The sequence below is a fragment of the Staphylococcus carnosus genome, assembly GCF_900458435.1.
GTDB lineage: Bacteria > Bacillota > Bacilli > Staphylococcales > Staphylococcaceae > Staphylococcus > Staphylococcus carnosus.
In genome coordinates this window covers 2,152,677-2,165,247 of sequence record NZ_UHCT01000001.1, presented here as the reverse complement: position 1 = coordinate 2,165,247, position 12,571 = coordinate 2,152,677, and the positions used below count along the sequence as shown (strand labels likewise).

The following is a 12,571-nucleotide window of genomic DNA, read 5'->3' as shown; positions in this document are numbered from 1 at the left end:
TAACTGAGTACAGTAAAAAGACGGAAACACTTAACTATGTGTTTCCGCCTTTTTGTTATATTGAATTATTTATCAGTTGGCTGTGCAATTTCTTCAGCTATTCCTAAAATAACTTCTACTGCACGTTCCATTACGTCGATAGAAGCATATTCGAAAGGCCCATGGAAATTATCGCAGCCTGTAAAGATGTTAGGCGTTGGTAAGCCCATGAATGATAATTGAGACCCGTCTGTACCACCACGAATAGGCTCGGTATTCGGCTCGATACCTAATTTTTTGAAGACACGTTTTGGTACTTCAATCACTTCAGGTACTTCGTTAATTTTTTCTGCCATATTATGATATTGGTCATACATATCAACTTCAACAGGATCATTATTATAGACTGTATTGATTTGATCGCGAATTTCTAACAAGCAAGCTTTACGTGCTTCAAAACGTTCGCGGTCATGATCACGAATAATATATTTTAATTGTGCTTTTTCTGTTGTACCGTTAAAGTTCATAAGATGGAAGAAGCCTTCATAGCCTTCTGTTTTTTCAGGTACTTCATCTTCAGGAAGCATACTGTCAAAACGTTCTCCTAATTTAATGGCATTTACCATTACATCTTTAGCGGAGCCCGGATGGACATTGACACCATGACAAGTGATAGTTGCTTCAGCAGCATTGAAACTTTCAAATTGTAATTCGCCATACTGGCTGCCGTCCATTGTATAAGCAAAATCAGCATCAAAACGTTTAACATCAAATTTATGAGGGCCGCGACCGATTTCTTCATCAGGTGTGAAGGCAACACGGATACGACCATGCTTCACTTCAGGATGTTCAACTAAGTAAGTTAATGCTGTCATAATTTCAGCAACACCTGCTTTATCATCAGCACCGAGTAATGATGTACCATCTGTAATCATTAATGTATGTCCTTCTACTGATTTCATAGCAGGGAAGACCTCTTGGTTTAATTCACGATCTGTATCCCCGAGTTGAATGGGTTTACCATCGTAATTTTCAATGATTTGCGGTTTTACATTTGAAGCATTGAAATCATGTGAAGTGTCTACGTGTGCTAAGAAGCCGACTGTCGGTACTTCATTAGCAATGTTGCTTTCCAACGTTGCAAATAAATAACCGTTGTCATCTATGTCTGTTTGCAACCCTAATTCTTCTAACTCTTGTTTAAGTAGATTCAATAAATCCCGCTGTTTCTCTGTAGAAGGTGTAGATTCTGAATCTGGGTCAGATTGTGTATCAATCTCGGCATAACGTTTAAGTCTGTCGATTAATTCTTCTTTCACTTTTATGCACCCCTTAACTTCTATTGTTCATATTAAATTGCTTATGATATGACTTGCCTTTCATTTTACCATAATTCGCTCTAATACGATTGTATGTGTGATAAGCGATTTCAGCACATAAAATGCCGAAAGCGATGGCACCTGATATCAATGTTACTTCTAAAAAGGTATTTACAGCATGTGTATATTGATTCGTAACTAAGAATCGTGTTGCTTCGTATGCTGCTCCTCCTGGAACGAGCGGAATAATACCAGGTACGATAAAGATAATTACAGGTTGGAAATAACGTTTGCTCATTGTATGACTCATAATAGCTAAAATAAAGCTACCGAGAAATGATGCTGCAACTTTACCAGTATTCATATCCATTGCAATGACATAAATAATCCAACCCATTGCTCCAACGAAGCCGCAAGCAGGCAGCAATTTACGCGGCGCATTAAAAAGTATTGAGAACAGCAATGTTGAACAAAAACTGATCAAAAATTGAAAGATATATTGTGAAAACATTTTTTTAAGCACGCCTTTCTAAAAGAAGAGTAAGATAATTGCTACACCTGCTCCGATTGCAAATGCAGTTAAAGCAGCTTCCATACCGCGTGACATTCCCGCAAGCAGTTCGCCGGCCATCAAGTCCCTGATGGCGTTTGTTATCAAAATACCTGGAACTAGCGGCATGACACCAGCGATGGTGATAATATCTTGATTTACTGACAATCCAAGTTTATGGGTCACAGCAGCAACGCCGATAACTACAATGGCACTAATAAACTCAGAGAAAAATTTAATTTGTATAAAACGCTGTACGTAATCAAAAGTCAGATAAGCGCCAGCACCAGCGATAATAGCGTAAATGAAATCTTGTGCTACACCGCCGAACATGAATAAGAAGAAACCACATGCGATAGATACTGCAATAAATTTCGTTAAATACGAGTATTGCAATGAAGCATGTTCCAAATGGATTAATTCAGATTTTGCTTCATCAATAGACAGCTGTTTCTTAGCGATTTTACGAGAAATATTATTTGCGAGTGCAATTTTTTCTAAATCAGTTGTGCGATCACGCACGCGTATTAATCGGGTGTTTGTACGATCATTTAAAGAAAAGATAATAGCAGTATTAGAAACGAAACTATTTGTGTTATCTAAACCATAACTATACGCAATACGAGACATCGTATCTTCTACGCGGTAAGTTTCTGCGCCGCTTTCTAATAATATTTTTCCCGCGGTCATCACTACATCTATTACTTTATTCTCATCAATTATCGTAATTGCTTCTTCAGGCACCTTGCAGTTCTCCTTCTTGTTTGTATAGTTGATACTAAAAGTTTACAAGGAACACTTTAAAGTTGCAATAGAACTGGGTAGTTTGAAATACAATTGAAAAAGAAAATATTATGAGTAAGTCAAAAAAGAAACAGGGGGATTAAAAAGAAGTGAAATTAAAAAGACTCAATCCTATAAGAATTGAGTCCTCTCATAATTTCAATTTTAAGATTTAACAATCGGATTAAACATAACTTGGTTCCGACCTTCATTTTTTGCCATATGCAGCATATCATCTGCATCTTTAAATACTTTACGTTGTGATTTGTAATCATCTGCTGTGAGATAACCAATGCCGATTGACACTGATAATTTGATGACTTCTTTATCTGGCAAGTGGAAAGTAGATTGTTCCACACCTGCACGTATACTTTCAGCTAGCTTTACGCTTTGGTCTAAAGAATAACCGAGTACTACTACTGAAAATTCTTCTCCGCCATTTCGGAATATACGAACGTTTGGAGGGACGTAATTGATTAAGAGCTGCGAAATTTGTTTGAGCACTGCATCTCCAGAACGGTGAGTAAAAGCGTCGTTGACATCTTTAAAACCGTCGATATCAATTAAAAGCAACCCTAAACTTGTTGATTTTTCATCCGCTTCATCTGTCATTTTATTCAAATAACGGTCAAATTCTTTTACATTTCCTAAACCTGTCAGATAATCATAACGATCTTCGCTTTCATACCGTTGAACTAAAGTGAAGAAACGCCATATATCTACGAAAGTAATAGAAGATGCAATTGTGACTACAAATGATATTGGAATTAAATAAATGATTTCTTGCAAGGTATAAAGCTTGGTAATTATAGAAATAATACTTAAGATAATTAAACTGATTGCATTTAATATTTGCAAAGAAACAATATCATTTTGCTTAATAAATGGGCCGATAACACTGACTGCAAGTGCAATAATCAATAAAGCAATGTTATAAGCTAATGGATCGCCATATACAAAAACATCGACTATAAAGATAATCGCTGCAGATACCATCGTGAAAAATACATTAGTATAGCGACCTAAGAAGAGCAGCGGTACGAATGTTAAAAATAATAAATAATCATGGACTGGAATAGGGTAGGCAGCAAGTAAAAGTGCTACCACAGTCATTAGAATAGTGACATAGGTTTGTGAAAATTTCATTTGCTTCGTTTCTGAATATTGCAACCTATGAAAGAGATAGATTCCTGCAACGGTAACAGAAATATTATAAATGATAGCTTCAATCATATTCATCTGCTCCTTTGTTTTACCACTTAGTTATTGTAAGTGAAAATATACATTTTGTCATCTAAAACATAGTAAAATACTATTGGTTTAGAATACATTTCACTCTGTTTCGTGTTAGAATAAGTTATTAGATTATTTAACAATTAGTTAAATGAAAGGAGGTCCCTTTGTCAAAGGACCTGCAACCGTTGATTATAATCCTTATTTATAATATTTTAATGTCTTACAATTAACATACTTTATAAAGGGTTGTTGAAATGATTTTGACAATGGAAGATAGATGATAACACTTTTACTTGTAGTATTTTCAATGATTGTCAGTTTAATACTCACACCTATTGTCATTAAGATATCCGTAGAGTTGGATATCATGGACAAACCTAACTTCAGAAAAGTACATACTAAACCTGTCTCTGTATTAGGGGGCACGGTAATTCTCTTTTCATTTATGCTGGGCATTTGGATCGGCCATCCAATTGAGCGAGAAGTGATTCCGTTGATTCTCGGTACCATTATCATGTATTTAGTCGGATTGATTGATGATGTATATAATTTGAAACCAATACTCAAATTATTAGGACAATGTATTGCAGCTTTGGTGGTTGTATATTATGGAGTCACAATCGACTTTATCCAGTTGCCTTTCGGTACTATTCATTTTGGAATCTTGAGTGTACCCTTTACTGTATTTTGGATTATCGCTATTACAAATGCGATTAATTTGATTGATGGTTTAGATGGTTTAGCAGCAGGCGTTTCAACAATTGCATTTATGACCATCGGGTTTATAGCCATCCTGCAAGCCGATATTTTCATTATTATGATTTGCAGTGTCATGATCGGTTCACTTATAGGATTTTTATTTTACAATTTTCATCCGGCAAAAATATTCTTGGGTGATAGCGGCTCATTGCAGCTCGGATTTATTATCAGCTTCTTATCACTTTTAGGTTTTAAAAACATCACGTTCTTTTCTTTGTTTTTACTGATTGTGATACTTGCTGTGCCGTTTATCGATACACTTTTTGCAATGATTCGCCGTGCTAGAAAAGGTCAAAAAATTATGCAGGCAGATAAATCTCATTTACACCATAAACTATTAAAACTCGGTTATACACACCGACAAACAGTCATACTGATTTATTCAATTGCGATTTTATTCAGTATTTCCAGTATCATCTTGTACTTGTCTCAACCATGGGGTGTAGTCATGATGCTGATACTCATTCTGATTACAATTGAATTGATTGTTGAGTTTACAGGATTGATAGATGATAACTACCGTCCTTTATTGAGATTATTAGAAAAAAGACATCAAAACCATGAAGAAGAATAAAAATTGCTGGAATTCTCGCTAATGAGAACTCCAGCAATTTTTATTTTGTTTCGATATCAAAAGGTAAGCGTGTGGCTTCGCCTTTTTCTAATTCGTATTTTCCAGCAGTGATACGATTTAAGAAATTAATAAAGTCATCAAAATCATCTTCTAGTACATCGATCTTATAACTTACTTTGTCTGTATACACTGTATCACGCAAAATAAAATCAGTAGATTGCAATTCATATTCGAGTTTGCCGGTTAAATCATAGCTGATTGTGACAGTAGTAGGAAAGGCATTGCGCAACTCTACACGTCCACCTTCTTTAATCGCATCTCTGACTGCACCGCTATATGCTCTGATAAGGCCGCCTGTTCCTAATTTAATACCGCCGAAATAACGTGTAACTACAGCAGCAGTGTCATGTGTTTCTAATTTTTTAAGAATTTCAAGCATCGGGACACCTGCAGTACCGCTCGGCTCTCCGTCATCATTGGCTTTTTGGATGAGCATGTTATCACCGATTGTATAGGCAGAACAGTTATGTGTGGCTTCACGATGTTCTTTTTTGACTTCATCAATAAAAGCTTTTGCTTCTTCTTCTGTTTTAACAGGTTTGATATGTGCAATAAAACGTGATTTGTTGATTGTATTTTCGATAATGTATTCTTGCTTAATTGTAATAATATGATTTTCCATAGTTTGACATCCTTTTATTAAGTTCAGCTCTTGCCTTTCATTATACATGTCTCTAAGAAGTTTTCTAAACAGTAAAATCAATTTTCTTTTTATGCGAAATAGGGTATCATTAAAAGCGAGTATATTTTAGGAGGATTCTTATGAAGATTGCTGTGATGACAGACTCCACAACATCATTGCCTCAGCGTTTATTAGACAAATATAATATTTCAGTCGTTTCGCTCAGCATAACATTCGCAAACGGAGATAACTACATAGAAGGTAAAGAACTGAATGCTTCTGAACTTTATCGTCGTATGAAAAGTGAAAAAACATTGCCTACGACAAGTCAACCGGCAATTGGTAATGTAATAGAAGAATATGAACGTCTGCGCGATGCAGGTTATACAGATGTCATCGGTTTATTTTTATCTGATGGTATCAGCGGTACTTACCAAGCTGCAACACAAGCAGGCGAAATGGTAGAAGGCATCAACGTTCATACATTTGATTCTAAATTGTCAGGTATGATTTTAGGCGGCTATGTTATTTACGCTGCAGAACGTGTAGAAGCAGGTTTAACTGCTGATGAAGTTATGAATGAATTATTAGAGATGCGCGAATATACGGGCGCTTTAGTAGTTGTAGATGATTTGAAAAATCTGCAAAAAAGCGGTCGTATCACAGGTGCGCAAGCTTTTATCGTTTCATTATTGAAAATGAAACCTGTTTTAGAATTTGTGGATGGCAAGATTTTACCTTTAGATAAAGTACGTACTAAAAAACGTGCGATTAAAACAATAGAACAAGGTGTTTTAGACAGAGTAAAAGATTATGATAATGTCACTTTATTTGTTGTAAATGGGGATGCTAAAGAAGACGGGATTAAATTATACAATCATTTAAAAGAAAATTATCCGAATTACGTCATCAACTACTCAGAATTTACACCCGTTATCGCAACACACTTAGGTGTTGGCAGTGTAGCATTAGGATTTACGAATAAACATATTGCAACATTAGCAAATTCACCAGAAGAAGAATAACTTTCATTATAGGGCAGATGAAAATACTTGAGCTACGAGTGTTTTGATCTGCTTTTTTGCATCCAGAATTCACATAAAGGAATGATTGAAATTAAATATTATGGTCGATTAATACGCAATAAAGAAGATTTATCTGATGAAGAAATTAAAACGATTCAAAAAGGCGTAATAAAAAATGAAAAAGGAAGATGGCATTGCATTCAATGCGAAAGTACAGTGAGCGAAGATTATTATACGTATTATTCTGAACCGCTTCAAAAAGAAATTACTTATTGCAGACAATGTTTGCAATTAGGACGTATGGATACGCATTCAGACGTCTGCATCACTAAAACGAAGCATGTTTCAAGCCAAGCGACATACCAACTTGATTTCGAACTCTCTGCACAACAAACATATGCTTCTGAAAACATCATCCGTGCCATAAAAGCAAAAGAAAATCTGCTTTTATATGCAGTTACTGGAGCAGGGAAGACTGAAATGATGTTTGCAGGCATACAATATGCCAGACAACAAGGATATAACGTAGCCATTGTTTCACCCAGAGTAGATGTAGTAGTCGAAATCAGTATACGGATTGCTGAGGCTTTTGCTTCTGAAGATATCGATGTACTCTATCAAGGGCAATCTCAAAAGTATAATGGACATTTTGTAGTCGCAACCATCCATCAACTCTATCGATTCAAACAGCATTTTGATGTCATTTTCATTGATGAAGTAGATGCTTTTCCGCTTTCAATGGATCCCTTACTCCAACACACACTAGAATGTGCTTCTAGTATCACCTCAAGCCACATTTACATGACGGCTACACCTTCACGAAAACTGCGTTCACAATTCAAAAATGAAAATATTATTACGCTTCCAGCACGTTATCATCGACAACCGCTTCCTGTTCCGCATTACAAGTATTTAAAATTCAAACCTGATAAGCTGCAAATCAGTTTACTCCAGATATTGAAAAAACAAATCAGCAGTAACCGCTATACACTCGTGTTTTTCAATCATATTGAAGCCATGAAACAAGCGTTTGAAGTTTATCGCAAACATATACCGGATTTGATATATGTCCATAGCGAAGATGCATTGCGTTTTGATAAGGTCACAGCACTAAGAGAAGGATGCCATCCTATTGTTTTTACAACAACCATTTTAGAGCGAGGATTTACTATGTCGCATTTAGATGTCATTGTGCTGAACAGCCAAGATTTCAAGACAGCTGCTTTAGTACAAATTGCTGGAAGGACGGGCAGAAAAATACAAGATACTAAAGGGCTTGTATTATATCTGCATAATGGTGTTTCGCTCAGTATGATGCATGCGAAATATCAATTTAAACAAATGAACCGTATCGGTATTGAAAAGGGGTGGTTAGATGCCTAGGTGCTTGCAGTGCAGACAGAAGTTTGCGGACCCTTTAACAGCTGTTAATTTTTATCGGGCGCCTGAGATATTGTGTGAAAAATGTCGTGAAGGATGGAAGCAGTGTCTTCTGTTTAAAAGTAAAAAACATAAAAATATGGATGAAGAAGGTTATTGCAAGCAATGTCTTAAACCATTAGCGACGCATGACACAAGGTGCAGTGAATGTGTGAAGTTATCCAGACGCTTCACCTTAATCGACCACCTTTATTGCGAGTACCAAAATAAAGATATCGTAAAAGAAACGATGAACCGATACCGAAATAGTGGAGACACTGCATTGTGTGAAGTAATTGCATCACAAATTCATTTGCCGAAAAAGCAGTACGATTTTATAGTACCTATTCCAAGTTTAATAAAAGAAGACATGAAAAGAACATTCAATCCTGTTACACAAGTATTGAATGCTAAGAAGGTTTCATATACCAATTTGTTAGTAAAAAACAGAACAACTGGCAGCACTGCTTTTCAGGGAAAACATAACATGAAAAATCTGTTTGATTTAACCCAAGCAGCGCATTCTTTTAATCTTGAAAATAAGACAATATTACTCGTGAATGATATTTATACAACAGGTGTGACAGAACATCAGGCAGCTGAAATATTATTTGTCAGAAAAATAGGAAAAGTCGATGTATTTACTTTTGTTAGGTAGTGTAAACGTGTTATTATAATAGTGAGCATTACCAATAACAACACATATAGAGGTTAAAGGAGTCGATTACTATGATTAGATTTGAAATTCATGGAGACAACCTCACTATTACAGACGCAATCCGTAATTACATTGAGGACAAAGTTGGTAAACTTGAACGTTACTTCACTAATGTGCCGAATGTGAATGCACATGTAAAAGTGAAAACTTATGCAAATTCTAGCACAAAAATCGAAGTTACAATTCCGCTTAATGACGTGACACTTCGTGCAGAAGAAAGAAACGATGATTTATATGCTGGAATTGACTTGATCACTAACAAATTAGAACGTCAAGTTCGTAAATACAAAACACGTGTCAATCGTAAGAAACGTAAAGAAAGCGAACATGAACCATTCCCAGCAACTCCGGAAACTCCGCCGGAAACAGCTGTTGATCATGATAAAGATGATGAAATTGAAATCATCCGTTCTAAACAATTCAGCTTGAAACCAATGGATTCTGAAGAAGCGGTATTACAAATGGATTTACTTGGTCATGATTTCTTCATTTTCAATGACCGTGAAACTGATGGTACAAGCATTGTTTACCGCCGTAAAGACGGAAAATATGGTTTGATTGAAACTGTTGAAAACTAATATGTGATATTTGAAAGGGCTCTTGCTGCATTTTCTGCTGCAAGAGTTTCTTTTTTTGAGAAAGCCCTTATTAAGATTTGATTAATAAAAATACAATTGATTGATTTACACGGGGTGTCCATGTCAAAATAAGAGGGATGTATTAAGTTCATAATTGTAATGTGAGCTCCAGATGAGTGAGCGGCATATGATTATGATATCCATGTGGCACATGATGTTAACGAAAAAGAGAATGAAACTGTGAGAAGTACATCTTGATAAACACAACTAGGCAGTTTATTAAAAAATAATGAACAGTATCCTATGAGTTTTTAAGTATAAATTAAGCCATATAAATGGTAAGATAAATTGTTGTAAGCCAAACAGTTTTTATACCAAAGGAGCGAACAGAATGGGTTTTTTAACAAAAATTGTTGACGGCAATAAGAGAGAAATCAAACGCCTAAGTAAGCAAGCTGACAAAGTAATCTCATTAGAAGAAGAAATGTCAATTCTTACTGATGAAGAAATTAGAAATAAAACAAAAGCATTCCAAGAAAGATTGCAAGCAGAAGAAGATGTAAGCAAACAAGATAAAATTTTAGAAGAAATATTACCTGAAGCATTTGCGCTTGTCCGTGAAGGAGCTAAACGTGTATTTAATATGACACCTTATCCAGTTCAAATCATGGGTGGTATCGCCATTCATAATGGTGACATTTCAGAAATGAGAACAGGTGAAGGTAAAACATTAACTGCAACGATGCCGACTTATTTAAACGCCTTAGCAGGACGTGGTGTGCATGTTATTACAGTCAATGAATACTTGGCAAGTTCTCAAAGTGAAGAAATGGCCGAGTTATATAATTTCCTTGGTTTATCAGTCGGATTGAACTTGAACAGCTTATCAACAGAACAAAAGCGTGAAGCTTATAATGCAGATATTACGTATAGTACAAATAATGAATTAGGCTTCGACTATTTACGCGATAACATGGTGAATTATTCAGAAGAACGTGTTATGCGTCCGCTTCATTTCGCTATCATTGATGAGGTCGACTCTATTTTAATCGATGAAGCGCGTACACCATTGATTATTTCAGGGGAAGCTGAAAAATCAACATCTCTTTATACACAAGCAAATGTTTTCGCTAAAATGTTAAAAGCAGAAGATGATTATAATTATGATGAAAAAACAAAATCAGTACAATTAACAGATCAAGGTGCTGATAAAGCTGAACGTATGTTCAAGTTAGATAACTTATATGATTTGAAAAACGTTGATATTATCACGCATATCAATACAGCATTACGTGCTAACTATACATTGCAACGCGATGTAGATTACATGGTTGTAGATGGAGAAGTATTGATTGTCGACCAATTTACAGGTCGAACAATGCCAGGTCGTCGATTCTCTGAAGGACTTCACCAAGCGATTGAGGCTAAAGAAGGGGTTCAAATTCAAAATGAATCTAAAACAATGGCTTCTATCACATTCCAAAACTACTTCCGTATGTATAATAAATTAGCCGGTATGACAGGTACTGCTAAAACAGAGGAAGAAGAATTCCGTAACATTTATAATATGACAGTTACACAAATTCCAACGAACCGTCCTGTTCAACGTGAAGATAGACCTGACTTGATTTTCATCAGCCAAAAAGGCAAGTTCGATGCTGTTGTTGAAGATGTTGTTGAAAAACATAAAAAAGGCCAACCAATTCTTTTAGGTACAGTAGCGGTTGAAACAAGTGAATACATTTCACAACTATTGAAAAAACGCGGTGTGCGTCATGATGTCTTAAACGCTAAAAACCATGAACGCGAAGCTGAAATCGTATCTACAGCAGGTCAAAAAGGTGCAGTCACAATCGCAACAAACATGGCTGGTCGTGGTACCGATATTAAATTAGGCGAAGGTGTTGAAGAATTAGGCGGCCTTGCTGTTATTGGTACAGAACGTCATGAATCACGCCGTATCGATGATCAGTTGCGTGGTCGTTCTGGACGTCAAGGTGACCGCGGAGAAAGCCGTTTCTATTTATCATTACAAGATGAGTTGATGGTACGTTTCGGTTCTGAACGTCTGCAAAAAATGATGGGCCGATTAGGTATGGATGACTCTACACCGATTGAATCAAAAATGGTATCTCGAGCTGTTGAATCTGCACAAAAACGTGTTGAAGGTAACAACTTCGATGCACGTAAACGTATCTTAGAATACGATGAAGTTTTACGTAAACAACGTGAAATCATTTATGGTGAACGTAATAATATTATCGATTCAGAATCAAGTTCTGAATTAGTCATTACAATGATACGCTCTACATTAGATCGTGCAATCAGTTATTATGTAAATGAAGAATTGGAAGAAATTGACTATGCGCCGTTTATTAATTTTGTGGAAGATGTTTTCTTGCACGAAGGTGAAGTCAAAGAAGATGAAATCAAAGGTAAAGATCGTGAGGATATTTTCGATACAGTATGGGCTAAAATTGAAAAAGCTTATGAAGCACAAAAAGCCAATATACCCGACCAATTCAATGAATTCGAACGTATGATTTTATTACGTTCTATTGATGGAAGATGGACAGACCATATCGATACAATGGATCAATTACGTCAAGGTATCCATTTACGTTCATACGGTCAACAAAACCCACTTCGCGACTATCAAAATGAAGGGCACCAACTATTTGATACAATGATGGTCAATATTGAAGAAGACGTCAGCAAATATATCTTGAAATCAATTATCACAGTAGATGATGATATTGAACGTGATAAAGCAAAAGAATATCAAGGACAACATGTATCAGCTGAAGATGGAAAAGAAAAAGTAAAACCGCAACCAGTTGTTAAAGATAATCACATCGGAAGAAATGATCCTTGTCCATGCGGCAGCGGTAAAAAGTATAAAAATTGCTGCGGTAAATAGTAAGTTGTATTAGGACCACTGTTAAATAG

General features: G+C 35.9%; 11 protein-coding genes. 6 read left to right on the top strand and 5 right to left on the bottom strand.

What is annotated here, in order from left to right; genetic code table 11:
* Nucleotides 1-65 precede the first annotated feature (65 nt).
* The 4 genes from pepT to gdpS form a co-directional block, all read right to left on the bottom strand.
* Complete coding sequence (gene pepT, locus DYE31_RS10530) at nucleotides 66-1,298, bottom strand: peptidase T (protein ID WP_015899650.1); 1,233 nt, start codon at nucleotides 1,296-1,298, stop codon at nucleotides 66-68.
* A gap of 13 nt (nucleotides 1,299-1,311) precedes the next feature.
* Nucleotides 1,312-1,809 (bottom strand): threonine/serine exporter family protein, encoded by a 498-nt coding sequence (locus DYE31_RS10525; RefSeq protein ID WP_015899651.1) that lies wholly within the window; start codon nucleotides 1,807-1,809, stop codon nucleotides 1,312-1,314.
* Between the two features lie 18 nt (nucleotides 1,810-1,827).
* Nucleotides 1,828-2,538 (bottom strand): threonine/serine exporter family protein, encoded by a 711-nt coding sequence (locus tag DYE31_RS10520; RefSeq protein ID WP_046100233.1) that lies wholly within the window; start codon nucleotides 2,536-2,538, stop codon nucleotides 1,828-1,830.
* A gap of 258 nt (nucleotides 2,539-2,796) precedes the next feature.
* The gene (gdpS, locus tag DYE31_RS10515; RefSeq protein ID WP_015899653.1) at nucleotides 2,797-3,864 is read right to left on the bottom strand and encodes a GGDEF domain-containing protein GdpS; all 1,068 of its coding nucleotides are present in this window, start codon (nucleotides 3,862-3,864) and stop codon (nucleotides 2,797-2,799) included.
* 280 nt (nucleotides 3,865-4,144) lie between these two features.
* Here gdpS and DYE31_RS10510 point away from each other — a divergent pair, with 280 nt between their 5' ends.
* A complete protein-coding gene (locus DYE31_RS10510) occupies nucleotides 4,145-5,200 on the top strand; it encodes a glycosyltransferase family 4 protein (protein ID WP_115314391.1) in 1,056 nt (351 codons plus the stop codon).
* Between the two features lie 40 nt (nucleotides 5,201-5,240).
* Here the strand turns inward: DYE31_RS10510 and DYE31_RS10505 are convergent, their stop codons facing one another.
* Nucleotides 5,241-5,882, bottom strand: a complete 642-nt coding sequence (locus DYE31_RS10505) for a YigZ family protein (protein ID WP_015899655.1) — start codon at nucleotides 5,880-5,882, stop codon at nucleotides 5,241-5,243.
* A gap of 140 nt (nucleotides 5,883-6,022) precedes the next feature.
* Here DYE31_RS10505 and fakB1 point away from each other — a divergent pair, with 140 nt between their 5' ends.
* From fakB1 to secA, 5 genes are all read left to right on the top strand, one after another.
* Complete coding sequence (fakB1, locus tag DYE31_RS10500) at nucleotides 6,023-6,907, top strand: fatty acid kinase binding subunit FakB1 (protein ID WP_015899656.1); 885 nt, start codon at nucleotides 6,023-6,025, stop codon at nucleotides 6,905-6,907.
* Between the two features lie 81 nt (nucleotides 6,908-6,988).
* The gene (locus tag DYE31_RS10495) at nucleotides 6,989-8,290 is read left to right on the top strand and encodes a DEAD/DEAH box helicase family protein (protein ID WP_041612943.1); all 1,302 of its coding nucleotides are present in this window, start codon (nucleotides 6,989-6,991) and stop codon (nucleotides 8,288-8,290) included.
* Nucleotides 8,291-8,498: 208 nt separating this feature from the next.
* A complete protein-coding gene (locus tag DYE31_RS10490; RefSeq protein WP_231839059.1) occupies nucleotides 8,499-8,984 on the top strand; it encodes a ComF family protein in 486 nt (161 codons plus the stop codon).
* Nucleotides 8,985-9,055: 71 nt separating this feature from the next.
* Entirely contained in the window at nucleotides 9,056-9,622 is a 567-nt protein-coding gene (hpf, locus tag DYE31_RS10485) for a ribosome hibernation-promoting factor, HPF/YfiA family (RefSeq protein WP_015899659.1), read from the top strand.
* A gap of 391 nt (nucleotides 9,623-10,013) precedes the next feature.
* Entirely contained in the window at nucleotides 10,014-12,542 is a 2,529-nt protein-coding gene (gene secA, locus DYE31_RS10480) for a preprotein translocase subunit SecA (protein WP_015899660.1), read from the top strand.
* The last annotated feature ends 29 nt before the right edge of the window (nucleotides 12,543-12,571 follow it).

Excerpts from the sequence above, each read along its gene's own strand:
- DYE31_RS10525 (WP_015899651.1), bottom strand. The coding sequence starts at position 1,809 with ATGTTTTCACAATATATCTTTCAATTTTTGATCAGTTTTTGTTCAACA.
- DYE31_RS10520 (WP_046100233.1), bottom strand. The coding sequence starts at position 2,538 with ATGACCGCGGGAAAAATATTATTAGAAAGCGGCGCAGAAACTTACCGC.
- gdpS (WP_015899653.1), bottom strand. The coding sequence starts at position 3,864 with ATGATTGAAGCTATCATTTATAATATTTCTGTTACCGTTGCAGGAATC.
- DYE31_RS10510 (WP_115314391.1), top strand. The coding sequence starts at position 4,145 with ATGATAACACTTTTACTTGTAGTATTTTCAATGATTGTCAGTTTAATA.
- DYE31_RS10505 (WP_015899655.1), bottom strand. The coding sequence starts at position 5,882 with ATGGAAAATCATATTATTACAATTAAGCAAGAATACATTATCGAAAAT.
- fakB1 (WP_015899656.1), top strand. The coding sequence starts at position 6,023 with ATGAAGATTGCTGTGATGACAGACTCCACAACATCATTGCCTCAGCGT.
- DYE31_RS10495 (WP_041612943.1), top strand. The coding sequence starts at position 6,989 with ATGATTGAAATTAAATATTATGGTCGATTAATACGCAATAAAGAAGAT.
- hpf (WP_015899659.1), top strand. The coding sequence starts at position 9,056 with ATGATTAGATTTGAAATTCATGGAGACAACCTCACTATTACAGACGCA.
- secA (WP_015899660.1), top strand. The coding sequence starts at position 10,014 with ATGGGTTTTTTAACAAAAATTGTTGACGGCAATAAGAGAGAAATCAAA.